We start from the raw sequence: 26,824 nt of genomic DNA, 5'->3' as shown, positions 1-26,824 counted from the left end.
AGTGGCGCTTTTGCCAATTTAATATTTCGTGATAATGAGATTAATGATGAAAAACAAATACATCCTGTCATTAATAATGACAATATTTATGTTTGGCTGTACAGCAACGCCTGATTTGTCAAATTGGTCCAAAACTTCAGAAGATATCCGCGATAGTATGGTGAAATCTCAATCTGATATTAAAAGTAATTTAAGTCAGCTAGTTAGTATTTCAAAATTAGCCCAAAATGAAGGTTGGGACTCTACATGCGCAACGACCACATTTAATCCCGCAGTACATGTGAATTGGCAAACAGCTCAACAAGACTGGACAAGAAATCAGAAACTTTATGCAACAGCATCTGCAGATGTAGAGTTAGGCCTAAATGCAATGGTTTTATATGCTCAAGCCGTGAATGAACTGGCTGCTTCATCTGGTACAGGTGAAGAAGCAGCTGAGGGCATAGTAAAATCCATTAAAAGTATTGGTTCTCTCCTAGGTGCGGCTATCCCTGGAATTGATACTACAGGTAAAGTCTTCAAGCTTATATCCGAAAAATGGACAAATATTAAAGCGCAAGATTCTTTAGCTGAAACGATGACTGCAATGCAGTCAAATGTTGATACGTTAGCAACCGCTTTAAAAAATCAAACAAGCGTCCAAATTAGCGTAATTGATAAAATGTTTGATATGTCTAAGGCTGCCATACAAGGTCGGTACGGTAATGAACGCATGTGTTTTTATCAAAGAGTAGAAAATCGACTTTATAAAGAAGTGGAAGAGCCATTTAGGGTGTTTAATATTGAGTGGGATAACAAAGATGATGCTCAAAAAAAGGCAACAAAAACTGTTATTGCTAGCAATCTAATAATAGACCAATTTGGTGTCCCGATTTACCATAAATATCTAGAAGAAATTAGAGTATTGAAAGCGTGGGAAACAAAGAATAAGCAACAGGCAAAAATGATAGGAGAGGCTGCAACTGTATGGGCGAGTATACACAATACAGTAGCTAATGAAATGGCATCATGTGGTGGTTTACGTTCATTATACTCTCATTGTGGCAACTGGACATTGGAAAACATAAAAATAGTCAGAGATAGGCTGAAAAGCCTGTCAGATAGCGCTGATAACGAATAGCATTTGCGTTTAATAAATTGAAGGTACTTTTATCATGGCAAACAAACATGAACTAACTGCATTACGATATTTAAATGATTACGCTAAAGCATTAAATACCGATGATTTTCAAGATGATGATATTGCGGAAAATGGTTTTTTAGATGTAATTGATTTGGTACAACAGCCTAAAAGAGATGAGTTTATTACCATTTATGGAAACCTTAAAAGCGAAAATAAAGGGGATGTTTTTTCTGCTTATGCTAATGCTGCTAAGCAATTAGCTTCATTAAAGAAAGAATTTGAATTAGGAAAAATCAAAGCGAAAAAAGCCCAGTCGTCTTTGTTTTTTCCTGCATTGGCAAAAGATATGGCTGCTGTGGCGGCCTCATTATCCGCAGTCAAAAAAGCCGCGGAGGACATGTTAGACAATTTAGATGAAGCTAAAGCCGCATTTGATAGTGGAGATGTCCAAGCCTTATTTGACGAAGCTCAAGAATCAAAAAGTAGCCTTGATGCAATTCTAGATGCCCTATCTCAATTAAAGAGTTAGGGGCTGTTGATGTTTTATTTTAGTCTCAGCTATTAGCTAATTTTTGAGGTAATAAAGCGAAGAGTGTGCGATATAGTTATCTAATTTAACAATTTTAAACGATGTTAGGTTGAAATTAGCCATACCCCCTTGGGTTGCTTTGAAAAAACATCAATCTTTGTTGCTGCGGGTGTAGAGCTGTAGTTTGTACCCTGAGCGGCTGTGGTGGTTGCTGTACCTGTGATTGTTGGTGCATCGTTCGTGTTGGTTACTGTGATAGTAAACGCAGCCAAACTTGCACTCAAACCTGATTTGTCTGTCACTGTAATAACGCTTTTCTTGCTCGATATGCTTTCATTAAAATAACATCTTTATCAATTAGGGTTTTATCACAAGGAGTTAACGTGTCACGCATGACACCCTGATATTGTTCTTTGCCCATGATTAGCACTAGCTCTTCTAAGTAGTAGAAATGACGTTTGTTAGTAACAACTACTTCTTGAATATCTTGTGCGAAGTACGCTGTATATTGTTCATAAGATAAAAAAGCCCCTCGCTTATAAGAAATTATTTTATGCATTATGGCATTAAACATAATATACAAATAATGACGGTTTAATTGCGCATCAGGGGTTGATAGCCCAACAAAAGATTCATTACCATTAAATAGTATTCTTTTTGAGCGTGCTAACACCTCTTCTTCAAACTCAGCATAATCTGACAACTGCCTACCCCTTTTACATTAATCATGACAAGACTTTCGTCATTCAAATTTATTCGCTTCTTACTGAAATAAATGAAAGTAAGTGGGGTAAATCGAACCTTATACCAATTTTACTTTACTCGCTATAACTTCCACTTCGCCAACACACATCACAGCGCTTAGGCCTGAACAGCGATACTTAACAACACATTTTTAAGTCATTTCAACCGTATTTGACACTTTTGACTTTATGATGATATTTTTCACATAAGTACTATTGTCCATACCACCCGCTTTCGCCATTGACGAATATATACTCAATACTAAACGCTTCACTTTTTTTAGCATTACCTCCAAGCATCGAACCTAATGCCCCAAAATCAGCCGTAACAACACCTTCAACAGTACAAGTAAAAGTCGGCAACTCTCTGCCTGAAACTTCTTCACAGTCTTTAAGGTTAATTGCTGACAATTCGGTACTCAAAAAGCCACTTTCATCCTGCATTTCTGCGGCAATAATTTTTTCAACATCACGAGCAGAGGGCGCGGAGTTACCTGAGAAAAGAATAGCGACAACAAGAAAAATCATCACGGTACTGGTAACCATCAACAATTTTTTCTTGTTGCTTAAGCTTCGTAAGTTGTCCAATTGCACTTTATTGCCATCAGTACTTATTTGCTCAATCGAGTCATTAGCTTTTTGTACAACTAATTGCACATTAGCATTAACTTTACCCGTGAAAGCTTTTACATCTAAGGTGTGAGTAGGTTTTGTGTTAACGATATCAACCAAAGTTGGCCATAATTTTTTATTACTTTGGTACATTGGCAATATTAACAACAACACCAAAATCAAGAAACTACCTAGCCAAAGATATAAACCGTAACGTATTGACTGTAAGGCCATGCCTATCACGTCATCACTAAATTGAGCGCTATTGCCTCCGAGAAAACCTGCCATCATTTCTCGCATTTCATTTAACTGATACAGCACGACTAAGATTAAAACTATTGAGGCAAGCTTACTCAATATTCGTTTAACACCTAATGAATAAAGCGCTATCACCGTCAGCACTATCACCTGAAATAATGAAACATCAATCAATTGGTAAAGTGTTTGTGAGTTACCCAATAATTTAATGGCAGGCAAATAGCCAGAAGCAAAAAAGACGATTAAAACAAGCACCGTAAACTTATTACATAGTGTTAAAACAGGTAGTATTTTGTACCAAGGCTTGCTAATAAAATTAAGAATAACGCTCAATGCATTATCGACAATTGGCTTAACACTACGAGTAGCTTGAATCACAGTTTCACTTTCTGTAACCGTTCCATTGCCTACATTGACTTCTTCATGTTTTATCTTTATTTGCTCTGTCATCGTAACTTCCTGCTATTGGTTGTTGCAGTAAAGTTATCTTGAAGATTGATCGTGTTATAGCTACGAAGTTAAGGTTAAAAGCCGTAAAGATTATCAAAATAAATAACATAGAATATACCAGCACAGCTCTAACCAATATTTTCGATAAAAAGCCACTATTTAAAGTGACTTATCGGTTAAATGGTATGTCTTGTCTGAAATGTGTTTACACATTTCAAACTTTAAAATGAAAAATACTAACCTTCGTGATCGGCAAACGATTTTGCAAATCTATAACGTTAAGACTGTGATAAAAAATTACAGTGAGCCTGTAAAAACAGAGCTGCAGAAATAGCAAAGTCACCATCGGAGCCAATTATTGTGCCATAAGCTAACTTTTCTGCTTTTCACTATCAATAACTGAACCCACAAATGACTTATTTCATCATTCATAGCACCCAGTATAGGAAGTGGGGCTATGAATCAAATCAGGCATCATACGTATATTAAACTTATAAACGCTCAAAAACAGCATATCTTCCAGGTGCAAAGTATTTGTCAAAAATTTCATAAATAATAAATTTATTTTTATTTATCACATCAACATTAAGGCCATTACTCGCGTCCAAATAAAAGTCGTAATCAGGATTTTTATGTGCTCTACCAATGTAAAGGTACTGCCCGCATGATTTAAATGTTGTCGTATTATTTTCCGTTTTAATAAATGAAATAACTTTATGTGGATGCCTCTTCCACAGCCCTTTTCCCTTTCGACTAATGATCGAATTAAGTTCATCATTCGCCGCTTTCCATTCTTTAGAGCCTTCCTTAAGATCGGTGGGTATTTCACCTTGTAATTTTTTATTGGCGGCCCTACTGAATACTGAAAACAATTGCTTTTGAATATATTCATGTGCGAGAGTTGTGCAATAGAAAAGATCATCTTCTCTAGATTTGAAATTTTTGTATTTATTTTTAACTGAGGCTATAGCTTTCTCATCCGTCATAAAGAATTCAAAGGTAGAGTTTGCATTATCTTGAAAATATATGTCATTGTTATTGCCAGGGGTATTGCTATATAAAGACTGGCTTACTTTCCACTTTCCCATAAAAAAAGCAGGAGCTATTGAACTCATTTTTTCACCTTGATTTCCATTTTTGATAGTAAAAGGTGGTTTATTGCTTTCTATGTAATACTCTCTTTTAAGATCTGCCGATTTTCTCAAAGCTCTTTTAGCATTGTCTATCAGTTTATAAAGCTTTTGTTGCTCCTTTGCTAGTTCACCACTTTCACGTTTTTTTATTTTTAGTTCTTCAGCGCTCATCTTCTGTTTTTTTAAGCTGTTATTAAAGTCAGAAACTTTTTGGTCATGCGCTCTTTGTAGAGCTTCGGCATTACTGAGTTCTTTTTGTAAACTTTCTAATGTAGGGTACTCCCATTGTAAATTTTCAGCATAAGAAAAACTTGCAATAAAAATCATGGCTGTAATTAGTAAAAATTTCATATTAAGATAATGTATTTGTTATAGGTTGGACACAATCATATTTTATATTTATTAATAATCAACAGTTTATTCTATTCATATATTTCAACCACCAATACTTTAAGATCAAAAATTTGTAGATTAAGGTCTGTTGAGCTTTCACTTTATAGCTCTGTTGCACTTGAAAAACTTGGCAATCGAGGCGCTTGCTCTAAAGGCATATTAAGCACAGCTTACCGCGTCCAGCTCACGCTAAGTACCTACGTCCTGTAGCCAACAAATATTGACGATTTTTCAAGGCAACCCAAGGTGCTATGGCTAATTTTCAATCTAACATCGTTGAAAATTATTAAAGTAGCTAACGACATCACACACTTTTCGCCTTGTTAGCTAAAAAATTAGCTAACAAGGCGAAAATGAAAGATCTACAGCCCCTAACATGACTAAATTCATTCCCTTAATATGACCATGCAACCCCGTTCATGTTAATAATTTGTTTTGACATTTGTACAATTATATTTGATTATACCGTTGTAATAAATGAAATATTACTGTGGTAACTGATTGTTACTTTAACATAAATGGATTAATGGATATTAAATATGAAAAAAATTGCTTTATTAAGTGTAGTACTTTCTGCTTCGATTTTGTCAGGTTGTATGGCAACAGGGGAAGATTCTATAAATATTGCTGAGGTTGATTTTAATACACTATCTTGTGAGCAAATTGATACAGTTTTTAAAGATTATAAATCGAACGTTGATAGTGGTGACAATATGTCAAGCTTACTTGGATCTTTAAGCTCAGAAGCAGCTTCTGCAGCCAAAGCTGCAAAGTCAACGGCAATGACCGCATATTATTCAGCTAAAGAAGTTGCTGGACCAGCAATGAAAGTAAAAGGTTGTAACATTAACATTTAATACCATTCCAAGAAATTATCTATAAGTCCTAATATCGTTCAGTTAAACACTTCAAAACTTAATTAGTTTAGGCATGAAATACTAATCCGGTGATATCAATCACTAGATTAGTATTTTTAGTTAAAGCAAATGATTTTACTGAATTTACAAAGCTTCGCTGATACATCCTCTTCTGAAATAATGAATACCAAGCATTAGGGCTCTATCTTGGGTGCAAAAAAGCACTGAAATTGTCATCTATAATAGCGCATTTTATCACCCATCTCCGTGCTTTACGCTGGCTCTTTAAGATGCCAAATACCTGTAGGTGCGTATCACTTCTGACGTCAAACGCTTCAGCTAATGTTTGGTTCCTGCAAATGCATATTAAGCATAGCTTACCGCGTCCTGCTCATGCTAAGTACCTACGTCCTGTAGCCAACAAAGCTTGACACTTTTTCAAGGCAAGCCAAGGGGCCTATGACTAATTTTCAACCTAACATCATTGAAAATTATTAAAGTAGATAACATCGCACACTTTTCGCCTTGTTATCACAAAAATTAGCTAATAATACCAAACGGTTGAACTGCTTCGCTTATCAATATTACAGATTAAAAAAGTAACTTAAAAATACCATCACCTTTCTAGTGGTTATATTAGATCTTAAAGCTGCTAACGATTTTTGACATGTTATGACTACTTGATTTCAACTCTAAGCTAGCTCCGGTAAGTTTATCAGATGTTGATAAAGATTCGTCAGCCATATTAGCTAAGTCGTTAATACGTAAATTAACCTCATCTGCCGCTTGAGTTTGTTGTTCTGTCGCACGAGCTATCTGAGTATTCATATCAGAAATTAGCGCCATTAATTTATCTATTTCAGATAAAGAATTGTCTGCCTCACTTGTTTGCTCTGCCGTTTGGTTAGAAATTTCTTGACTAATTTTTACCGCATCTACCGCCTTTTGAGCACCCGCTTGTAGTTTTTGTATCATATGCTGGATTTCATTGGTGCTTTGTTCAGTTCTGTTGGCGAGGGTTCTAACTTCATCAGCAACAACAGCAAATCCTCGACCTTGCTCACCTGCCCTTGCCGCTTCAATAGCAGCATTTAGCGCCAGTAAATTGGTTTGCTCGGCAATGCCACGAATAACATCAAGTACTGAACCAATATTGTTACTTTCATCCGCGAGGCTAGCAACAACTTGGGAAACACTGTCAATATTGGATGATAAAGAGTTCATTTGAACAATGGTATTTGAAATTATTTCTTTACCCTGAGATGTATTATGTCTAGCGTCGTTTGCCGCTGTTTCAGCTGCTTTAGCATTGTTACTAACATCTCGAATTTGCGAGGTCATTTCTTCCATTGCCGTGGCAACTTGGGTAGTAATATCATTTTGATTTTGTGTTAATGCTTGCGCACTTTCACTAGAGTCTGCCACTGATTGTGCATGATTTAACACTAGCTCAGAGTTATCTGACACCTCTTTAAGAGAGTCACGCATTTTCTTGGTAAATTGATTAAAATAATGAGCTAACCGTGATACTTCATCACGAGCTCTGTGATCTAATGATCGTGTTAAGTCCCCTTCTCCTTGTGCGATATCTTTCATTAAATTCGACGCTTCAAGTGTTGGAATAATAATACTTTTACCGATAAAGTAGCCTAATAGGGTAATCAACATCATTAAAATCAATGCGTAAGCAATTAAGGTATTTCTCTGCGTTGCAAATATATCATCCACATCGTCAATGTAAGTACCAGAGCCAATAATCCACTGCCAAGGTGTAAAACCTTTTACGAAAGATATTTTATCAACCGGTTTATCAACGCCAGGCTTAGGCCATTTATATGGCACAAAGCCTTGGCCATTTTTTTGAACAATATTAAGCATATCTATAAACAGTGCCGTGCCATCAGGGTCTTTAATTCCAGCCATATCTTTGCCCTCTAATGCTGGATTAACCGGATGCATCAGCATAGTCGGGTTAAAATCATTTATCCAAAAGTAATTTTCTTCATCATACTTTAGTGATTTAATCACCTCGATAGCTTGTTTTTGTGCTTCTATCTCACTTAATACTCCGTCGTTTTGTTGCTGATAAAAATGCTCTACAACGCTAAATGCAACTTCGACCACCTGCTGATTCGCACTATGTTTTTGTTGTAACAAGGACTTATGAGCCTGTGTTAAGCTAACCCAACTTAGAATGACAAAACCAACTAACACTAATATTAACAGAATGAAAAAACGTCTTTGGATCGTATAATTTCTTAAAAATGTCATAAAATAACCCTAAAATACTCATTAATATTAATGAGTTTAGCCTAATTTTATACTATGACGATTTTTTAAATACAAGCTAGACTTTAGTCAAGTTAACTTAACTTGATTATCATCAAATAAACTAGGTATAAGCTAGCATTAGACAATGATGTGTTTAGTCATTTGTCGACATTGTTCTCATATTTATTCAAGTATCATAATTTAATATACCGCCTTTTTATCTAACGATTAAGATAAAATACAACTTCAACCTCGTTTTGCTATGAACAAGGAAAGTCAGCAATAAGTGTTTCAAATAGCACTTCTTTTAATGACTTATCAGCCAATTGTTTAATATCCATAGATTTTGCGATAGCAGACACGACAACTTTTCTGTCATATTCACGAGGAATACAAAACTGATAATCTTTATGATTATTTAAAAATGCTTGATCACTAACTCGTGTTTGATAAGCTCTTTTTAAATAAGCACTTTGTTCACTTGCTTGGCTTTCAATCATTGCTTTTGACTGAATAACAGCATCTTCTGTTAATAGCGCTGAATCAATAAAACCATCGATATATAACTTACATGCGTTAATTGCACTTTTATCTTCCCCTAACTGGTACGCAGAGCAAGATGCAATAATGTCAGATTTAAAATCGGCTAATACTTGTGTTGATGTAAGTAATAGCACTACGAGGATAGTTTTATGCATTAGATTTTTTAAATTGTTCATGATTATTTCCTTTATGGTTAAGTAATTTTTTTGATGATTTATGCAATAAGTAAGCTCCTGATGCTGCTGAAATAAACGAACCAAACAACACCCCAACTTTAACCTGTGTTTGATAGGCAAGCCCTTGCTCTTCAAACGCTAAAGAACCAATAAATAAACTCATTGTGAAACCAACACCACACAGTAAACACACACCATACAGCTGTATCCATGTCGCATCTTTAGGTAATTGACAAAGCTTTAACTTCACAGCGATAAAGCAAGTAATAAAAATACCAAGCTGCTTGCCAACAAATAAACCGCCAATAATACCCACAGAAATCGGAGTGATCAGCTCCCCTATCGTCACATTAGTTAAGCCAACACCGGCGTTCGCAAAAGCAAATAGCGGTAAGACAAAAAAGACAATCCAAGGGTGTAAACTATGCTCAATTTGGTAGGACATAGAACGGGTTTTATCACGTGCGATAGGGATAAACCAAGCAACAGCAAAGCCGGCTAAAGTGGCATGAACACCTGATTTTAATACTGCTGCCCAAACAATGATCGATACCAGAATAAATGGCGTTTTATTTTCTAGTTGTAAACGATTAAAAATAAACAACACCACAAGACCGATCGAGGCAACAATCAAAGAGTTAGTTGCCAATTCTTGAGAGTAGAAAATAGCAATAATGATCACGGCACCAATATCATCAATAATAGCTACCGATAATAAAAATAATTTCAAACTAGGTGGTAAGTGTTTGCCAAATAAAATAAAAGTACCAAGCGCAAAAGCAATATCGGTTGCAGAAGGAATTGCCCAACCATTCATTGCAACGGCATCTTGGTAATTAAAAGCAACATAAATTAAGGCTGGAAAGGCGATCCCACCTATAGCCGCCAAGAAAGGTAATACTACCTGATTTGGCTGAGAAAGCTGGCCGTGAAGCAGTTCGCGTTTAATCTCTAAACCCACCACGAAAAAAAATAATGCCATTAAACCGTCGTTAACCCAAAGCACCAAGGGTTTATTAATTTCAAATTGACCTAAGGTAATACTGACCGGAAACTCTAAAAATGCATTATAGCTTCCGCTAAAAAAACTATTCGCCATGATTAAAGCGAGTACGGCGGCAAATACCAAAATAATCCCTGAACTGGCATCAGTTTGTATAAATTGCTTCCATTGTTTGATGAGTTTATTTTCTGACATAGCAACCTCCTTAAACGTATAGAAGAAGTTATAGCCAAACTAATAAAACAATAAAAGTCGTATATACTTGTCTTATTAGCAACTTAAAGTTGATAATAAAAATTATATTAAAATCAAAAAATTTAAAAACCACCTAAATTAAGAGGTAATAATGGCCAAGCTAAATTATCATCATCTGCAATATTTTCATGCTATTGCTACTCATGGCAGCATAGCTAAAGCCTCTAAAAACATGCACATTACCCCACAAACATTGAGCGCACAGCTTAGCTTACTGGAGACTCAGTTAGGCTACAGTTTATTCGAACGCAAAGGCAAAAGATTGGTACTCAATGATATGGGGCATATCACGTTAAGTTATGCCCAAGAGATCTTTAGCCTAGGTGATGAATTACTACATTCGCTGAAAAATCATTCCACCAACTTTGCCTTTAGGTTTTCAATTGGTGTTACTGATGTTATCGCTAAAGTATTTTCATTTAACTTTTTAAAGACTATTTACGCTATGGACGATTCAATTAAACTCGTCTGTAAAGAAACCAATTTAGAAGTATTATTAGGAGAATTAGCAACCAATAAATTAGATGCAGTATTAAGTGACACCCCTTTACCTGTAGGCTCGCCGATAAAAGCTTATAGTCATTTGATCGGTAAATGTGGTTTGAGCTTTTTTGCTCATGAGGATTTAGCAGATAAGTTACGAGATAACTTTCCTCAGTCACTAGATAATAAACCTTTTTTTACCGCTGGTGAGGGCTCTAATCAACATTTGAGTGTGCATTCTTGGTTCGAGCAGATCAATATTTCCCCGTTAATTATTGGCGAATTTGATGACTCAGTACTAGCGACATATTTTGGCCAAGCTGGCTATGGCGTATTTTGCGCGCCGACAATTATTGAGCAACATATCATTGAACAGTTTGGCGTGAAATTAATTAAGAGTACAAAAGATATCACCGAACATTACTATTTAATTACCCCTGAACGTAAAGTGAAACACCCAGCCGTGCAACATTTGTTAGAAGAAGGTAAAAAGTTGTTCAAACAAAAAGTGATTTAATCGATGCTTGAACAGGTACTCATAATGTCGAGTATTTTTAGTCATATCGATAACAGCGATTACGTATATCGTTTTTTGTAAAATCTCATTAAAAGAAAATAAAAAGGAGCATTAACTGCTCCTTTGCTTATTTAACTATATCTCTGGTCATCAATGTATTTACACATTTCGATCTATCGAATAAGTTAATTTGCCACGCGATTTTTACTGGCTAATCTAAACACAATAGCGCTTAACGCTAGTGTAGCAACAATAGCGGCACCACTAGGTAAATCAAGACTTGCTGACAAATACAAACCTAATAAATAGCCAACCAATCCCACAGCATATGCCCAAAGCAATACATATTTACCTTTGAGCTTATGAATAGCCAATGCCGGTAAAATTAAACTACTAAAAACAAGATACACACCAACTAATTCAACTGATAATGTGATCACCAGCGCAAACAAGAGATAAAAAGCCGCGCCATTTAGTATTTTCGGCTTAACAAATATCAACGCCAAAATGGCGCTATAAACCCCAGCGGGTAGCAACAGTTGCTGCCAACTTACCCAGAGGATTTGACCTGACATCAATTGCTTCAATAGTTCAGCCCCGTGTGGGTCATTAGATAACAACAACATCGCGGTAACAGCCGATAATACATAAAAGCAACCGATCATGGCTTCTAACTCTTCAGCCATATGTTTAGCTAACCAAGCAATAATCCCTGCACCTGCCAAAGCAAATAATGCCGGCATCCAAACATAAGCATAAGCAAGTTCAGCAATATCGTGATCCATACGCACTACAATTGCCCCTAAAGCTGCAATTTGTGCAATAGCTAAATCGATAAAAATAATGCCCCGCTTTAATACTTGCTTACCCAAAACGACATGAGTTGACAGTACTAAAATTCCGGCAGCAAATGCCGGTAGCAAGATAGTGAGGAGTTCATAATCCATGGTTAGTTACCTATCACAATATCGACAATTTTTTCGCATTGTACTCTTGAGTTAATAAGCTAAGTACACTGTCATACAAGCTAAATAAATCAATACTTTGCTCATTGCCACCAACTGAAAGTGGTAAAACAATCACCGGCAGATTAGATTTTTCAGCCAGCCAAGTCGCACCGCGTTTATCTTGATAAGAAGCAATAACAATCGCCGTAACATCACCATTTTTAGCTTGTTTTAATAAACGAGCAAGGTGACCACTTGTTGGTGGTAAACCTGGCTTGGGTTCTAAATCTGCTACTTGCTCAATACTGGCAAAATCGAATAAATAACGAAAGCTTGAGTGGTAAGCAATAACTTTCATGCCAGCTAAGGTATTGGCTGCTTCTTGCCATTTTGAGCTGGCTATATTCCAACGGCTATTGAAGCTTTCAAATTGTTGTTGATAATGGTTACTATTATCGCCATCAAGCTGAATTAACTTTTCAGTTAGTGCTTTAGCAATAGCTAACATGCGCTGTGGCGAAAAATGAAGATGCGGATTACCTTGGCTATGCACATCCCCCATACTGCGATCAACATTACTCATTTGATCTAATGTTTCGACATGCTCGGCAGCAAAAAACAATCCCAAGTCGGTATTACGTACTTGAGCATTAGCGGCTTTCATTTGCAGCATAGGTAACCAGCCAACCTCTAATTCTGCACCGGCACAAACCACTAAATCGGCTTGGCGCATTTTAGCAATTAAACTAGGTCGAGCCTGAACTTGATGAGGATCTTGCATTGCTGTTGTTGCTGAGTATATTCGAGCATCAGGTGCAAGTTCTTTCGCTAATGCCGCATATTCTGGTTCACAAGTAAAGATATTGAATTGCGCAAATGCATGAGTACTAAACGTAAAAAGTACGCTGCTGACTATTAGCTTAAAATTGATGTGCACTGTGAGCTCCTAAAGACATAACATATTGAAGAGTAATAATATTATCATTCTGAGCTTGCTCAAAACCGACATTACTTTGATGACTCAGCTCTAAACGCACAGTCGAAAAATGACTGTTGTGCCAAGCTACACTTAGCTCAGTTTCTTTCAGCTCTTGTTGATCAAAATGCTCTTCATGTTGCAATTGACTGTCTAATTCACCATAACGTAACCCTGCCGACCAATTTGGTGAGAATTGATAAACACCGCTAACATACCAAGCTTGATGATAATCCTTAGTATTACTTACTTCATCTTGATGTGCTTCTGCTTCAGATTCATCATGAAGTTCAGCTAGCATAAAATCACTGACTCTAAAATATTCTGCACTTAAGGTTAAATGTTGGTATTTGTAGTTACCATTAGGTGCCCATTTGAAAACAAAATCAGTAATAAAGGTGTTCTTACCGGTATAACCTGCGGAGTGACTATCAGCATGTTCGTCTTCTTCATGCTCATCTTCGTCATGATCTTCTGCTGTAAGCTGACCATTCTCATTGCGCAAATAACTCAAGCCTAGTTGCCACGAGCTCTCGATACCAATATCACCACCTATTTTAGTAAAGGCAGTATAAACACCAGTGCTATCAAAATCTCGTTCTCCATCTTCATCCGCAGCGCGTAAGCTGTCACCTGAAAAGACTTCTGCCCCCATTAACCAGTAGGTATCGGTTGGTGCAATATAGCTAACACGTAGACCATCATCAAAGTAATGCCCGCCTAAAAAGGCTCGATAAGCACTCGGTCGACTGGTAAATGAATCGGTGTGTAAATGCTGGTTATTTAAATAACCAATATCTGATAAAAATCGACCGGCACGAACAGTGAAACCATTAGGTAATGCCATGGTTTGTATAAACGCTTCTTCGACATTGACTTCGCTCTCACCTTCATGTGATTCAAATACCGTGGTTAACTTGCCATAAAACATATCATCGATACTGGTACTCAATGCCAGTTCGGTTTCCCCCAAACCAAAGCCTTCAGCTCGTTCGGTCATTAAGCGATCATCACTTTGATAATAGCCATCTAAAATAACACTGATATTTGGATTTGACAGTGTTGGTGTTTGTGCCTGCGAAAGCATAGGAAATAAAGCAGACATAGCTAAAGCCGCGCTTACTTTTACAGACAAGCGAGTAGGAAAAAATTGAAAATTTTTCATGTTAAAAATCTCTAAAATAAATTAAATATATAAAGGCATTCCAAAGGCCAAATAAACCCATTGGATGCATAAAACTACAAATTGTTAATTAATATTTTTTAAAGAGAAGCTGGCGGGGCGCGACTAAGATAAGTAACACTATGAGAGAGTATTAATGTTGGTTGAACAGTAATAATTACATCATACTGTTGGTAAATAAATTCAAGATTGGCGTCTTGCTGCGGTAGTACTTGATCAAATTGATGCTGGTGAAAACACAAAGTACAGTGCGTTTTAGCACCTTCATCGATATGTTCAACACTGTGCGCAGAAGCAGCCACAGACATTATTAGCAATATAGCACTGAGCCATATTGCGATAAATCGCCTGTTAGTTACTGAAATATACATTTCTGCTGTCCAATGTGAGTGAATGAATCAAATTCGACATTAGTGTACGCGACTTGTAACTCCCCTTGCAAGGTGAGCTAAAGCCATTTAACACATAAAAGCGCACGTTTAACGCAAGTCTATTAAATCATGTCATTAATTTAAGGTTTAACATAGTACGCTTTTATTTGTTTTGCGCTGTGATCAATTCATAAGCTGCCTGAATGTCTTGCGCTTTTTGCTTAGCCATTTCCATCATTTCAGGCGGTAAACCTTTTGCTACCAATTTGTCCGGGTGATGCTGTGACATCAGTTTTCGATAAGCTTTTTTAATGTCACTGGCTGAATCTTGCTCTGTTACGCCCAAAACCTTATAAGCATTGGCAAGTTGCTGTCCTGATTGCGCGAAACTATTACTGCCACCGGTTTGACCTTGCTGATGAAAATTTGCACCGGCAATAATCATTTCTAATAATTTATCTAACTCTTTTGCTGAGTAACCTAAACCATTAGCAATTTGATGCAAAGCTTCACGTTCATCTTTATCAAGGTTTCCATCAGCAAAGGCAACCTGTATTTGAATTTCTAGAAACAACAGTAACAGATCTTGACGATTCGCAACTGCTGACTTCAATTTTGCTAATCGCTCCTCAAGTGGAAAGCCTGTAGTTTTTCCATCTCTAAATGCTTCTTGGGCTTGTTGGCGAAGTTCACCTCTAAGGCCTAACTTATCCATATAAGCGGTAGCAAAAGCGATTTCATGTTGGGTAACCTGACCATTGGCTTTTGCAATATAACCCATCACCGAAAAGGTACTATAAAAAAACGCGGCTTGGCGTTCGGTATCAGTTTTAGCGCCACCTAAGCCACTAAAATCTAGCCCGATACCTTTATCAAAACGATGACCAATCCATGCACCTAACAAAGCACCAATAATATTCTTACTCAGCATAAAACCAAATAAGAAACCTAAAATTTTACCCCAAATTCGCATGTTAAAACTCGATAATTAATTAACTGTAAAACTGTTTAAATAGTATTTAGCTTAGCTAAACGCTCTGGTGTACCAACATCAGTCCAGGCCGAATGCATAACACTAGCAGATACTTGTTGCTGGTCGGCTGCCGCTCTTAACATTGGCGCTAAGGGCTGTACTGCCCCTTGTGACATAACATTGTCGTATTTAGTTGCACTATGTTGTTTAAAAAATTGCTTAAAAAAGCTTTTTCGATAAAGCGCAATGCCACTAAAGGTATAAGTATTTTGCTTATTACCTTTAGGATTAACCAGCACACCACTTTCAAGCTGAAAATCGCCATTAAGATTGTGTTCAGGATTAGTAACCAAGATTAAATGCGCACTATACTTTGATGATAATATTGGTAAATGAGTAAAATTAAAATCACAATAAATATCGCCATTAATGACCAAAAATATCTCATCATCTTGTTCAGCTAACAGTGGTAAAGCTTTAATGATCCCGCCCGCAGTTTCCAATGCTAATGTTTCTTCACTGTAGCTAATATTTGCAGAAAGCTGTTTACCACAGCCCAAATAATCAACCAATTGTTGGCCAAGCCAAGCATGATTGATAACAATATCTTTTATACCCGCTGCCACTAAATTTTTAATATGATGTTCAATAAGTGCCACACCTTTAACTTTTAGTAAAGGCTTAGGGCAGTTATCTGTTAATGGTCGCATACGCTCACCACGCCCAGCTGCCAATATCATTGCTTTCATGAAAAATCCCCCACTCCGCCTAATGACTGACTAACAACCGACTAGCGAACATAGCGAAAATTTGAGCCATTAGCTTAATTTTTGCAGTGCTGGCATAACACGAACCGTCACCAAATCATGAAGAAACTCAAGTTTATCATACTGACGGCTAACATCTGCGATGTAGGTCAAGGTCAGTGGAATATCAGCTAAATATCCAGACTTATTATCTCTATGATGTAAACGAGCAAAAATACCACTGGCTTTTATATGGCGTTGCAAGCCGGTTAAATCAAACCAATATTGCCACTTTTCTTGCGAAATTTTTTCATTGGGTAGATAATTTAGCACCTGTTGTCGATAATCTTCGATGAGAGGCAGCAGTAATTCATCAGGCCAACGCACGTAACAATCTCTCAGTAGTGAAACTAAATCGTAAATTATCGGACCTTGAACCGCATCTTGAAAATCAATAATACCCAGTGTTTTATCATTTAACAGCATAATATTTCGACTGTGGTAATCTCGATGCATAAAAACTTTCGGTTGCTCGGTTATGGCAGCAACTAACAGTTCAAAACACGAGTTTAAGCGTGTTTTTTCATCAACAGTCAAATAAACCCCTAAATGTTTTTCCAGTAACCAATCATTAAATATAGCGAGTTCAGTATAAATGAAACCTTCATCATATAAAGGTAGGCTAGCAACTATTGTTTTTTTACAGGCAAGCACTTTGTTCAGCTCAGCTATTGCATAACGGTAATATTGATGCATATTTTCCTGACAAAGCTTTTCTGCCAATAAACAGTCACCAAAGTCACTTAGACAAAGAAAACCTTGCTTAAGATCGACAGCAATAATTTCTGGTACCTTAATACCCACTTGCCGCAAAGCTTTTTGCACATTAACAAAAGCAAGGTTATTCGATAAATTTACTGGTGCATCAACAGCAATATAATGTTGACCTTGATATTGAATGCGAAAATAGCGTCGAAAACCCGCGTCACCCGTTAGTGGTATTAAGCTAATATTTTCTGCTGAAAAATGACTGACTAGCCACTGATGCAACGCTTTAGTTCTTATATTGTTCAATGAGTGATATCTCTACAAATACAGATTATAATTATCAAGCAATGGAAAAGTACTGAATTATACCGCGTCAAAAACTGACTATCTTCATAGGGCTGTTTTAATGATTAATGGCTACTATCAATAAAAACATTACAACGATATCTACTTTCGATAAAATATTTTGCTTAACTTAAATAGATTGGTAATTTTAACTTAACTGGCGCTATATTTTGCTGCTTAAAGTTATTTCAGTATAACTAATTAGCAGGCTAATGAAAATTGCTATATTATTATTGCCTTTAGCGGTAAAATGCCGCTCTGAATCTAGGCTTTGTATTTTTTAAAGTTAATTATCCGGACCATAAATGCGTTTTCCCTTAAACAAAATATCCCTTGTCTTCTTGTTGCCTTGTACATTTACCAGCAATGCGAAAAACACTGAAATAAATACAAATAATGCTAGCCTATGTCCAATTCCTAATTACGCTAACATTGCCGATAAAAACGGTAGAGCCCCAAATAACAACTTTATTATTTTATCGTCGACCTCAAGTATAAAAAAAGGTGAATATGCCACGTTTACTGGTGGTGTAACCTTACTAAACCAAGATAAGTCTGTTGTAGCCGATGAACTATCGATTAATCGCACAACCTCAACGGTCAACGCTGATGGCGATATACATTTTCAAAATAAAGGTATCGATATTTTTGCTGACTCACTTAATATTAACCAACTACAGAAAACCACCTCTCTGACAGCGACGTCATATCAACTGAGCGACTCTCCGGGACATGGTAGCGCAGAAAAAATCAATATTAACGGCAACGGTAAAACCCTGAGCTTTATCGACTCCAGTTTTACTACTTGTTACGGCCCTGTACCTGACTGGCAGATGCGAGCGAGTGAAATTAATATTTCATCTGATGAAAAGTCATTAGAAGCTTACAACGCTCGTTTCAGTCTCTTTAATATACCAGTTTTATATGTTCCTTATTTAACAATGCCAATAGGTAACGACCGACAATCTGGCTTTTTATACCCCAAAATTAGCTCTTCTAACAATTCGGGGATAGAAATAGAAACCCCCTATTATATAAATATAGCGGAAAATATGGATGCGACAATAACTCCACGTTATATGTCAGATAGAGGGACACAGCTGATAACAGAGTTTAGATATTTAGAGGGCTTACAGTCTGGGAAAATTGATATTGAGTATCTGAACAAAGATAAGAAGCTCATCAATAATGATGACTCTCGCTATTTAGCACGCTTTCAGCATGTTGGTACATTTTCACAACGATTTAGAGCCCACGTTGATTACACTACGATCAGCGATGACAACTACCTCGTTGATTTAGGCAGCAGCCAATTTAACTCTAATGATTCTTATCTATATCAAGTCGGTGAAATTGCCTACTTCGCTGAAAACTGGCAATCGACCTTAAAGCTACAAGATTTCGAAGTATTAGGTAATCATCAACACAGTTATAAAACTTTGCCGCAAATTGAAATAAGCCGTCAACAGAAGCTCGCTAATTTTGATGGTATTCTTGACATATATTCAGAATTATCAAGCTTTGACACCGCCGATGAAACTCAACCGACCGCACAAAGATACCATGTAGAGGCTGGCCTGTTATATCCTATAGCAAGTCCTGCTTGGTTTTTGAACTCGGAAGTTAAAGTGCTTCAAACCAATTACCATCAAAACAACATTAGCGATGGCAGCCTTTTAGAAAAGAATGTTAGCCGGACGTTACCTAAAATACGTTTTCATGGCGGTGTTAATTTTGATCGAAACCTAACCTTGTTTAATAAAGGCTATAACCAGACCTTAGAACCACAATTACAGTACCTTTATATTCCAGAGAAAGATCAGAATAATATTGGTATTTACGACACGACAAATTTACAAGATGACTATAATGGTTTATTTCGTGACCGTCGTTTTAGTGGTATTGACCGTATAGCGCAAGCCAATCAAATATCTTGGGGGGTAACAAGCCGATTACTAACCGAAGAAAACAATGAAGTACTGCGCTTCAGTTTAGGTCGTATTGTTTACTTTAACGAAAGTAACTTTAATAGCAGTGAACAAGATACAGTCGTTGATAAGTCAGCTCTCGCTGCCGATATCTTTCTACATTTAAGTCGTAACTGGCAGTTTAGTTCTGATATTCAGTATAATACTGATTTAAGCGTTACTAATAAAAGTCAAACATCGTTGGATTATTTATTTTCTGATAATCAAACAATTCAATTGAACCATCGATATGCTCGCGATGTCTCAGGAGAGTCATTAGAGCAAATGTCATTGGCAACTAGCGTTAAAATTGCCAACCGCTGGCAGTTTGTAGGTCGATTTACCCAAGATCTAAAAGGAAAACGTAGTATCGAAAGTTACGCGGGCCTTGAATATAGTAGTTGTTGTTGGGGAATTCGCTTTACTTATCATCGCAATATTAATTCAAAGATTGACGATGCGGGTAACATAAATGAAAATCGAGATGCATTTGATAGCAGTTTTAACATTCAATTTGTATATAATGGTATAAATAGCAATAAATCGTCCAACAGTGTTGGAGATATGTTTAATTCAAGTATATTTGGCTATAAACGCCCTTACTTCCTCAATAACTAATAAAAGAAATTTACGTTACATGAAAAATTCATTGAAATTATTACTTCTTGGCTCGGTGTTTATTTTTAGTTCTCTTACCCAAGCGTTTGCCGCTGAAGTTGAACTAGACCGAGTAGCCGTCGTTGTTAATAGTGGTGTGGTATTAAAATCTGAAATACAAGATCTCATCCACTCAGTTACCGTACAAGCGAAAAAAAACAACCAAACTTTACCATCAGATACTGCCTTACGTACCCAAGTAACCGAGAAGTTAATTAATGATGCTATCATTTTACAACTTGGCGAACGTATGGGGATTCAAATTAGTGACGCTCAGCTTGATGAAACCCTGGCGAATATGGCAAAGGACAGTAAGCAATCACTTGAGGAATTTCGTCAAATGCTGGTCTCTGATGGCCTAGATTATGAAAAATACCGTGAAAACATTCGTAATGAATTAATTTCAGGTGAAGTTCGTCGTGCTAGTTTGCGCCGTCGCATTTACATTTCTCCGCAAGAAATAGCAAACTTACTGTCAGTCATGAAAGAACAAACCAATGCTGACATTGAATATCGTTTAGGCCATATTTTAATTGAATTTCCTAGTAACCCTAAACAAAGCGATATTAGTGCCGCTAAAACCCGCGCTGAGAAAGTACTAGAACTATTAAATAGTGGTAGTGACTTTACCAATATTGCTATGACCTCATCAGGTGGCGCTAATGCACTTGAAGGTGGTGACTTAGGCTGGAAAAGCATTAATGAAATGCCAACATTATTCTCTGAGTTAGTTGATGGACAAGAAAAAGGCAGTATTTTCGGCCCTATTCGTACCGGGCTAGGCTTTAGTATTGTAAAGTTAGTTGATGTTCGTGGCCGTCAGACCGTAGAAGTTGAAGAAGTTAAAGCCAGTCACATCTTAATTAAGCCCTCGATTATTTTAAGTGAAGCGAAAGCCAAAGCATTATTAGCAGGTTTCGTTGAAAAGCTTAATGCCGGTGAAGCTGACTTTGCTGAACTTGCCAAAGAGTATTCAGAAGGCCCGACATCAGTACGTGGTGGTGATTTAGGCTGGTCAGATCCAAGTAAATATGAAGCTGCATTTTCTGATGCGTTAGCCAGTTTAGATATTGATGAAATTCATAAACCATTTCGTTCATCTTATGGTTGGCACATTGCTAAACTAACCGGTCGAAGAACATTAGATGCTACTGAGCAAATGAATGAAAACCGTGTTTATCAACTACTTTATAATCGAAAATTTAGTATGGAAGGCGCACGCTGGATCAAAGAAATGCGTGATGAAGCCTATATAGAAATAATCGATACGGAACAGAAATAGTGTTAACAAGAATTGCTATAACACCAGGTGAGCCTGCAGGCGTCGGCCCTGATTTGATGATACAAATAGCTCAACAGGATTGGCCTACGCAAATTGTTGCTGTTGCCTCTCCAGAGCTGCTAAGTGAAAGAGCGAAACGATTAAATTTGCCGCTTAACATTAAATTATACAATCCCGATGATGAAGTTACCGCACATCAAGCAGGTACGTTAATTGTTTTGCCTGTAGCTTTAGAAGATACTTGCGAACCGGGTGTTCTTAACGCTAACAATGGCCACTATGTGGTTGAAACTTTACGTATTGCTAGTGAAAAAAACATTTCTGGTGAGTTTGATGCAGTTGTCACGGGCCCCGTTCATAAAGGTTTAATAAACCAAGCCGGCATCGCATTTAGTGGTCATACCGAGTACTTCGCTAATCAAGCCAATTGCTCTGACGTTGTTATGATGTTAGCAACAGAAGGCTTAAGAGTGGCGTTAGTCACAACGCATATTCCTTTAGCCTATGTTTCTAAAGCTATCACCCATGAGCGCCTACAAAAAGTAACTCGAATATTAAACCAAGATTTAATTAATAAGTTTGGTATACCTAAGCCTAAAATTTATGTTTGTGGTATCAATCCTCATGCGGGTGAAGACGGGCATTTAGGGCGAGAAGAGATTGATGTTATGATCCCTGCTTTAAACGAGTTACGTGCAGAAGGTATGAACCTTATTGGCCCTCTGCCTGCCGATACCATTTTTCAAGCAAAATATCTTAATGATGCCGATGCTATTTTAAGTATGTTTCATGATCAGGGTTTACCCGTACTTAAATTCAAAGGTTTTGGCGCTTCAGTAAACATTACGTTAGGACTCCCCTTTATTAGAACATCAGTTGATCATGGTACCGCCTTAGACTTAGCCGGTACTGATAAAGCTGATGTTGGTAGTTTTAATGAAGCCATAAACGCTGCAATAACATTAGCTAACAATCAAGTACAAGATTAATTCGAGCAATAAAAACTATGAGTAAAAACTCCCATTTAGGCCATCAAGCTAAAAAGCGTTTTGGACAGAACTTCTTGCATAATGATGCCATTATTAGCAATATTGTTGACGCTATCAATCCAGAGCCCAATGAAAACTTAATTGAAATTGGTCCTGGCTTAGGTGCACTTACTGAGCCTGTAGTCGAACGTGCTGGTCAACTGAGCGTAGTAGAGCTAGATAGAGATTTAGCGCACAGATTGCGTCATCATCCATTTTTAGCGCCTAAATTAACCATTTATGAAGAAGATGCGTTAAAATTTGATTTTGGACAATTAGCCAGCGATGAAAAACCGTTACGTATTTTTGGCAATTTACCTTATAACATTTCAACACCACTTATCTTTCATTTACTGACTTTTAAAGACAAAGTTAGAGATATGCACTTTATGCTGCAAAAAGAAGTTGTTCAGCGTATGGCATCAGGTGAGAACTGTAAGGCTTATGGCCGCTTATCAATCATGACCCAATACCAGTGTCAGGTTATTCCTGTCATGGAAATAGGGCCCGAAGCTTTTAAGCCTGCTCCTAAAGTTGACTCGGCAATTGTTCGATTGATACCACATAAAACCATCAAAAACCCAGTTAAAGACATCAATTCATTAAACAAGGTCTGTTTAGCCGCATTTAATCAACGCCGAAAAACTATCCGTAATAGCTTTAAAAAGCTAATTTCGGCTGAACAGTTAACAGCGTTAGGTATAGATCCTGGGCTTCGTCCTGAAAACTTAGCACTAGCAGACTTTGTTATGCTAGCCAACTTTGTCACCGACAACCCAATTGAAGCTAACGATGAGTGATGAAGGTAGCCTGTTGGCATCGGAAGTTTTAGTACTAGTTGCCAGTCAATACATTGCTCAGCAGTCGGTCGATGCCGAGCAACAATTTGTTTTTAGTTACACCATCACTATTAGCAATAATAGTGTTAAAACGGTACAACTTTTAAACCGATACTGGCTCATTACCGATGCAAATGGTGATACCAGTGAAGTATCAGGTGAAGGGGTTATTGGTCAACAGCCTTTTATTAAAGCCGGCGAGAGCTTTACTTATAGCAGTGGCTGCCTGTTAAAATCACCTTTAGGCTATATGCAGGGCCATTACCAAATGCAAGTAAGCTCGGGGGAAATAGTTAACATTGATATACCTGTATTTCGTTTAGTAAAACCCAACGTATTAAATTAACGAGCATTTATGGCTATTTATTTCGTCGGTGACATACAAGGCTGCTATAGCGAATTAAAGGCGCTATTAACTCAAGTTGCTTTTTCTCGTCAAAATGATCAACTTTATGTCGCTGGCGACTTAGTCGCTAGGGGGCCTAATTCTCTTGAAACCTTACGTTTTATTAAATCCTTAGGTAAGAGTGCAAAAGTCGTGCTCGGTAATCACGACTTACACCTACTCGCCGTTTATTACGGTATCAAAAAAGTTAAAAAACAGGACAAACTATCGGCATTATTATCCGCTCCTGATTTGACCTCTTTAATGACTTGGTTAATCCAACAACCACTAATTCAAAAATTACCAGATGAAGAAACTTATATGAGTCATGCTGGACTTTCCCCGCAATGGACGCCTAATCAGGCATTATTACAAGCGGAGATAGCGCAACAACATTTAAGGTCTTCAGAAGCAAAACATTGGTTGAGCCAAATGTATGGTGAGCAACCAATAGATTGGCAAAATGCCGACGACGATATTAGTCGTTTTAGGTTTACAATAAATTCCTTAACCCGTATGCGTTATTGCTACGCTGATGGAAGTTTGGACTTTAGCTGTAAAGAGAGTCCAAGTAACGCCCCTAAAACACTATCCCCTTGGTTTGAGTTTAGACATATTAACGAAAATACTCAGTGGGTATTTGGTCACTGGGCGGCATTAATGGGCTGCTGTCAGCCTAAAAACATATATGCACTTGATACCGGTTGCGTTTGGGGGCAACATTTGACCATACTAAGGTGGCATGATAAAAAGTTATTTACTGAACAGTCACATAAAAAGTTAAGATAAGGTATGACTTTGGTTTCAAAAGTGAGTCAGCTTGTTATACTAGCCACAAGACTTATTTACATTCCTTTGTAGTCTGATAATAATTAATGATTACCCGCATTAATAATAAAAGTTATTATTAATCTCGTAATCAACAAATGATTTAATTTATATATTGGTGGGATCTATGAAATTAACAGTAGCAATGAAAATAATTGGTGGCTTTACCATTATTTCACTTTTACTCTTTGTAACCAGCGCAATATCATGGAATAGTTTAAATACTATTGGCGATGCTACAAAACAGCAAAACGAGCTTGCAATACCAACATTAAAAGGTAGTAACAAGCTAGCTAACGATCTAACCGGTATTGGCAACTTAACACTTCGCGCTTATTACCAAACGGCGCTAGCACCACTTGCACAGAACCAAACAGCTTTTGACGCGAGTAAAAGTGATTTCAGAGCCCAACTAAAAAAGCTCAAAAGCCTAGTGCAAGACGAAGCAAGCTTAATCGCTAACTTACGCAAAGTTGACCCTGTTTATGAAAGTTTAGAAAGTGAAATTGACAGTGTTATTAATAGTCGTAAGTTTGCCATAGAGCAACATCTTGAACTGATTGAAAAAATAGATTTTATTGAAGAGAAAGCCGACGATACTGCTACTATTTTATTAGATCTTGCCGATCATAGACTTGCTGACACAAAGCTACAACGTGCAGTAAGTCTAGCTGAACGTTTAGAAACGTTACTAAATAGTATGGTCAGCTCATCGTTTGAATACCGTGAAATTAGTGACCAGCAATCAGCTGAGTTAGTCACGAGTGAAATCGAAAATTCATTTAATGATATTGAAAAATCAATTAATGATGTTGTGAGTGAGTTAAACACCCAGGGTGTGGCTGACATTGCTGACGAACTTATGGATAGTTTTTCAGCATTGCAGAATTACATCACAGGCAATGAAAAAATATTTACCAATAAAAATAACCAACTCAATGCGATTGCTGCAGCAACCGCGAGTTTAGCATTAGCTGAGAATGGTATCAGTAGCGCCAATGCTATCCTCGAAAAGCAGGTTAATCTCGCCAATAGCACAGCGATCACAACCGGTATTTTAGTGAAAGAGTCAGTCTCTGACGGCACACGTAACACCTTTTTTATTACCTTAGTATCTATTGTATTAGCGATAATTATTGCTTGGATCACATTAACCAGTATTACACGCCCATTACGCCGCGTGAATGAGATGCTAAATGTTGTTGCTTCTGGCGATTTATCTCGAAAATTAGATGAAAGTGGTAATGATGAATTTGCCCAACTTTCGCGTAATTGTAATTTATTGATTGATAGTCTGAGAAGTTTAATTCAAGGTATTGTCAGCCGTTCAATTCAGTTAGCTACAGCCGCAGAACAAATGTCGTCTGTAACAGCGCAAAGCACCAGCGCGATAGAAGAACAACGCAACCAGGTTGAACAGGCAGCCTCTGCAACAACAGAAATGAGTCAAACTTCTCAAACTGTACTATCAAGCGTGAATGATGCATTAGGTGGCATTAAATTAGCTGATGACGAAGCAGAACGTATTAAAATCATCTCAAAAAACAACTTAAGCACCATTAGATTACTCGCCAATGAAGTAGAGTCGGCATCACAAGTGATTAATAAGCTTCAAAGTGATAGTGCGTCAATTGGTGGCATTTTAGATGTTATTAGAAGTATTGCTGACCAAACTAACTTATTAGCACTAAACGCAGCTATTGAAGCAGCACGTGCAGGTGAGCATGGCCGAGGCTTCGCTGTTGTTGCTGACGAAGTAAGAACACTGGCAAGCAGAACGCAAGAATCGACCCAAGAAATTCAAAATATGATTGAAGTACTACAAGCCGGTGCTGAAGAAGCGGTTTCTGTGATGGATACCGGCAAGCAGCAAACAACCACTTGTGTAGAGCAAAGCATTGAATCAGAAAAAGCACTAGAGTCAGTTACCGAAGCAGTACATGACATATACGATCGTAGCTCACAAATAGCAACAGCTGCTGAAGAGCAAAGTGCTGTAGCTCATGAAATAAGTGAAAATCTAGAATCAATTGTTGCCATTGCTGAACAAACTACTGCCGGCTCTCAGCAAACCGCGGAGTCAAGTAGTGAAGTAGCGCGCTTAGCTGATGAACTACAACAGTCAGTACAAGAGTTTAAACTTTAACTTTTATTCACACTAAAAGTTAAACATTAAAAAAGAG

At 37.3% G+C, this 26,824-nt stretch carries 25 protein-coding genes; 11 read left to right on the top strand and 14 right to left on the bottom strand.

Features of this window, described 5'->3' with window-relative positions:
* Positions 1–43 precede the first annotated feature (43 nt).
* Entirely contained in the window at positions 44–1,120 is a 1,077-nt protein-coding gene (locus FGD67_RS15550; RefSeq protein ID WP_257172019.1) for a hypothetical protein, read from the top strand.
* 34 nt (positions 1,121–1,154) lie between these two features.
* Positions 1,155–1,652 (top strand): hypothetical protein, encoded by a 498-nt coding sequence (locus FGD67_RS15545; protein WP_257172018.1) that lies wholly within the window; start codon positions 1,155–1,157, stop codon positions 1,650–1,652.
* A gap of 104 nt (positions 1,653–1,756) precedes the next feature.
* Here FGD67_RS15545 and FGD67_RS15540 read toward each other — a convergent pair whose 3' ends face one another.
* From FGD67_RS15540 to FGD67_RS15525, 4 genes are all read right to left on the bottom strand, one after another.
* Positions 1,757–1,954 carry a hypothetical protein gene (locus tag FGD67_RS15540; RefSeq protein ID WP_257172017.1) on the bottom strand — a complete coding sequence of 66 codons (198 nt, stop codon included), beginning with the start codon at positions 1,952–1,954 and terminating at the stop codon, positions 1,757–1,759.
* Positions 1,951–2,355: a hypothetical protein gene (locus FGD67_RS15535; RefSeq protein WP_257172016.1), complete on the bottom strand. Its 405-nt coding sequence runs from the start codon at positions 2,353–2,355 to the stop codon at positions 1,951–1,953. Before FGD67_RS15535 ends, FGD67_RS15540 begins: the two co-directional genes overlap by 4 nt.
* Before the next feature lie 253 nt (positions 2,356–2,608).
* On the bottom strand, positions 2,609–3,715 hold the full coding sequence (locus FGD67_RS15530) for a hypothetical protein (protein ID WP_257172015.1): 1,107 nt from the start codon (positions 3,713–3,715) through the stop codon (positions 2,609–2,611).
* A gap of 491 nt (positions 3,716–4,206) precedes the next feature.
* Positions 4,207–5,199 (bottom strand): hypothetical protein, encoded by a 993-nt coding sequence (locus FGD67_RS15525; RefSeq protein WP_257172014.1) that lies wholly within the window; start codon positions 5,197–5,199, stop codon positions 4,207–4,209.
* Between the two features lie 581 nt (positions 5,200–5,780).
* Here FGD67_RS15525 and FGD67_RS15520 point away from each other — a divergent pair.
* On the top strand, positions 5,781–6,098 hold the full coding sequence (locus FGD67_RS15520) for a hypothetical protein (RefSeq protein ID WP_257172013.1): 318 nt from the start codon (positions 5,781–5,783) through the stop codon (positions 6,096–6,098).
* Positions 6,099–6,734: 636 nt separating this feature from the next.
* On the opposite strand, the gene FGD67_RS15515 is transcribed toward FGD67_RS15520, so the two are convergent.
* From FGD67_RS15515 to nhaA, 3 genes are all read right to left on the bottom strand, one after another.
* Positions 6,735–8,369, bottom strand: coding sequence for a methyl-accepting chemotaxis protein (locus FGD67_RS15515; RefSeq protein ID WP_257172012.1), 1,635 nt, complete (start codon positions 8,367–8,369; stop codon positions 6,735–6,737).
* 260 nt (positions 8,370–8,629) lie between these two features.
* The gene (locus tag FGD67_RS15510) at positions 8,630–9,088 is read right to left on the bottom strand and encodes a Rap1a/Tai family immunity protein (protein WP_257172011.1); all 459 of its coding nucleotides are present in this window, start codon (positions 9,086–9,088) and stop codon (positions 8,630–8,632) included.
* Entirely contained in the window at positions 9,060–10,286 is a 1,227-nt protein-coding gene (gene nhaA / locus FGD67_RS15505; protein ID WP_257172010.1) for a Na+/H+ antiporter NhaA, read from the bottom strand. The genes FGD67_RS15510 and nhaA overlap by 29 nt, the downstream gene beginning before the upstream one ends.
* A gap of 151 nt (positions 10,287–10,437) precedes the next feature.
* Between nhaA and nhaR the strand changes: the two genes are divergently transcribed.
* The gene (gene nhaR, locus FGD67_RS15500; protein ID WP_257172009.1) at positions 10,438–11,346 is read left to right on the top strand and encodes a transcriptional activator NhaR; all 909 of its coding nucleotides are present in this window, start codon (positions 10,438–10,440) and stop codon (positions 11,344–11,346) included.
* Positions 11,347–11,531: 185 nt separating this feature from the next.
* Here the strand turns inward: nhaR and FGD67_RS15495 are convergent, their stop codons facing one another.
* From FGD67_RS15495 to FGD67_RS15465, 7 genes are all read right to left on the bottom strand, one after another.
* Entirely contained in the window at positions 11,532–12,293 is a 762-nt protein-coding gene (locus FGD67_RS15495) for a metal ABC transporter permease (RefSeq protein WP_257172008.1), read from the bottom strand.
* A gap of 13 nt (positions 12,294–12,306) precedes the next feature.
* Entirely contained in the window at positions 12,307–13,224 is a 918-nt protein-coding gene (locus tag FGD67_RS15490; RefSeq protein WP_373567886.1) for a metal ABC transporter solute-binding protein, Zn/Mn family, read from the bottom strand.
* Positions 13,214–14,434: a hypothetical protein gene (locus FGD67_RS15485; protein ID WP_257172006.1), complete on the bottom strand. Its 1,221-nt coding sequence runs from the start codon at positions 14,432–14,434 to the stop codon at positions 13,214–13,216. The genes FGD67_RS15490 and FGD67_RS15485 overlap by 11 nt, the downstream gene beginning before the upstream one ends.
* 98 nt (positions 14,435–14,532) lie before the next feature.
* The gene (locus FGD67_RS15480; RefSeq protein WP_257172005.1) at positions 14,533–14,823 is read right to left on the bottom strand and encodes an ABC-type zinc uptake system zinc chaperone; all 291 of its coding nucleotides are present in this window, start codon (positions 14,821–14,823) and stop codon (positions 14,533–14,535) included.
* A gap of 163 nt (positions 14,824–14,986) precedes the next feature.
* Positions 14,987–15,796 (bottom strand): co-chaperone DjlA, encoded by an 810-nt coding sequence (djlA, locus tag FGD67_RS15475; RefSeq protein WP_257172004.1) that lies wholly within the window; start codon positions 15,794–15,796, stop codon positions 14,987–14,989.
* 35 nt (positions 15,797–15,831) lie between these two features.
* Positions 15,832–16,545 (bottom strand): N-acetylmuramate alpha-1-phosphate uridylyltransferase MurU, encoded by a 714-nt coding sequence (gene murU / locus FGD67_RS15470; RefSeq protein ID WP_257172003.1) that lies wholly within the window; start codon positions 16,543–16,545, stop codon positions 15,832–15,834.
* 69 nt (positions 16,546–16,614) lie between these two features.
* Positions 16,615–17,616 (bottom strand): aminoglycoside phosphotransferase family protein, encoded by a 1,002-nt coding sequence (locus FGD67_RS15465; protein ID WP_257172002.1) that lies wholly within the window; start codon positions 17,614–17,616, stop codon positions 16,615–16,617.
* Between the two features lie 344 nt (positions 17,617–17,960).
* Here FGD67_RS15465 and lptD point away from each other — a divergent pair, with 344 nt between their 5' ends.
* The 7 genes from lptD (at position 17,961) to FGD67_RS15430 (ending at position 26,787) form a co-directional block, all read left to right on the top strand.
* The gene (gene lptD, locus FGD67_RS15460; protein WP_257172001.1) at positions 17,961–20,240 is read left to right on the top strand and encodes an LPS assembly protein LptD; all 2,280 of its coding nucleotides are present in this window, start codon (positions 17,961–17,963) and stop codon (positions 20,238–20,240) included.
* Positions 20,241–20,259: 19 nt separating this feature from the next.
* Entirely contained in the window at positions 20,260–21,561 is a 1,302-nt protein-coding gene (surA, locus tag FGD67_RS15455) for a peptidylprolyl isomerase SurA (RefSeq protein ID WP_257172000.1), read from the top strand.
* The gene (gene pdxA, locus FGD67_RS15450) at positions 21,558–22,550 is read left to right on the top strand and encodes a 4-hydroxythreonine-4-phosphate dehydrogenase PdxA (protein ID WP_257175138.1); all 993 of its coding nucleotides are present in this window, start codon (positions 21,558–21,560) and stop codon (positions 22,548–22,550) included. The genes surA and pdxA overlap by 4 nt, the downstream gene beginning before the upstream one ends.
* A 17-nt stretch (positions 22,551–22,567) precedes the next feature.
* Positions 22,568–23,389 (top strand): 16S rRNA (adenine(1518)-N(6)/adenine(1519)-N(6))-dimethyltransferase RsmA, encoded by an 822-nt coding sequence (rsmA, locus tag FGD67_RS15445; protein ID WP_257171999.1) that lies wholly within the window; start codon positions 22,568–22,570, stop codon positions 23,387–23,389.
* The gene (gene apaG / locus FGD67_RS15440; RefSeq protein WP_257171998.1) at positions 23,382–23,774 is read left to right on the top strand and encodes a Co2+/Mg2+ efflux protein ApaG; all 393 of its coding nucleotides are present in this window, start codon (positions 23,382–23,384) and stop codon (positions 23,772–23,774) included. The genes rsmA and apaG overlap by 8 nt, the downstream gene beginning before the upstream one ends.
* Before the next feature lie 9 nt (positions 23,775–23,783).
* Positions 23,784–24,602, top strand: a complete 819-nt coding sequence (locus tag FGD67_RS15435; protein ID WP_257171997.1) for a symmetrical bis(5'-nucleosyl)-tetraphosphatase — start codon at positions 23,784–23,786, stop codon at positions 24,600–24,602.
* A 166-nt stretch (positions 24,603–24,768) separates the two neighbouring features.
* Positions 24,769–26,787, top strand: a complete 2,019-nt coding sequence (locus tag FGD67_RS15430; RefSeq protein ID WP_257171996.1) for a methyl-accepting chemotaxis protein — start codon at positions 24,769–24,771, stop codon at positions 26,785–26,787.
* Positions 26,788–26,824 lie beyond the last annotated feature (37 nt).

The organism is Colwellia sp. M166 (assembly GCF_024585285.1).
In the GTDB taxonomy this organism is placed as follows: Bacteria; Pseudomonadota; Gammaproteobacteria; order Enterobacterales; family Alteromonadaceae; genus Cognaticolwellia.
This window is presented reverse-complemented; position numbering and strand designations above follow the sequence as displayed.

Bases quoted from the DNA above. Each gene is read 5' to 3' on its own strand.
- FGD67_RS15520 (WP_257172013.1), top strand. From the start codon at position 5,781: ATGAAAAAAATTGCTTTATTAAGTGTAGTACTTTCTGCTTCGATTTTG.
- FGD67_RS15525 (WP_257172014.1), bottom strand. From the start codon at position 5,199: ATGAAATTTTTACTAATTACAGCCATGATTTTTATTGCAAGTTTTTCT.
- FGD67_RS15550 (WP_257172019.1), top strand. From the start codon at position 44: ATGATGAAAAACAAATACATCCTGTCATTAATAATGACAATATTTATG.
- djlA (WP_257172004.1), bottom strand. From the start codon at position 15,796: ATGCGAATTTGGGGTAAAATTTTAGGTTTCTTATTTGGTTTTATGCTG.
- FGD67_RS15510 (WP_257172011.1), bottom strand. From the start codon at position 9,088: ATGAACAATTTAAAAAATCTAATGCATAAAACTATCCTCGTAGTGCTA.
- FGD67_RS15430 (WP_257171996.1), top strand. From the start codon at position 24,769: ATGAAATTAACAGTAGCAATGAAAATAATTGGTGGCTTTACCATTATT.
- FGD67_RS15485 (WP_257172006.1), bottom strand. From the start codon at position 14,434: ATGAAAAATTTTCAATTTTTTCCTACTCGCTTGTCTGTAAAAGTAAGC.
- lptD (WP_257172001.1), top strand. From the start codon at position 17,961: ATGCGTTTTCCCTTAAACAAAATATCCCTTGTCTTCTTGTTGCCTTGT.
- nhaR (WP_257172009.1), top strand. From the start codon at position 10,438: ATGGCCAAGCTAAATTATCATCATCTGCAATATTTTCATGCTATTGCT.
- murU (WP_257172003.1), bottom strand. From the start codon at position 16,545: ATGAAAGCAATGATATTGGCAGCTGGGCGTGGTGAGCGTATGCGACCA.
- FGD67_RS15515 (WP_257172012.1), bottom strand. From the start codon at position 8,369: ATGACATTTTTAAGAAATTATACGATCCAAAGACGTTTTTTCATTCTG.
- surA (WP_257172000.1), top strand. From the start codon at position 20,260: ATGAAAAATTCATTGAAATTATTACTTCTTGGCTCGGTGTTTATTTTT.
- FGD67_RS15495 (WP_257172008.1), bottom strand. From the start codon at position 12,293: ATGGATTATGAACTCCTCACTATCTTGCTACCGGCATTTGCTGCCGGA.
- FGD67_RS15545 (WP_257172018.1), top strand. From the start codon at position 1,155: ATGGCAAACAAACATGAACTAACTGCATTACGATATTTAAATGATTAC.
- apaG (WP_257171998.1), top strand. From the start codon at position 23,382: ATGAGTGATGAAGGTAGCCTGTTGGCATCGGAAGTTTTAGTACTAGTT.
- nhaA (WP_257172010.1), bottom strand. From the start codon at position 10,286: ATGTCAGAAAATAAACTCATCAAACAATGGAAGCAATTTATACAAACT.
- FGD67_RS15480 (WP_257172005.1), bottom strand. From the start codon at position 14,823: ATGTATATTTCAGTAACTAACAGGCGATTTATCGCAATATGGCTCAGT.
- FGD67_RS15435 (WP_257171997.1), top strand. From the start codon at position 23,784: ATGGCTATTTATTTCGTCGGTGACATACAAGGCTGCTATAGCGAATTA.
- FGD67_RS15530 (WP_257172015.1), bottom strand. From the start codon at position 3,715: ATGACAGAGCAAATAAAGATAAAACATGAAGAAGTCAATGTAGGCAAT.
- rsmA (WP_257171999.1), top strand. From the start codon at position 22,568: ATGAGTAAAAACTCCCATTTAGGCCATCAAGCTAAAAAGCGTTTTGGA.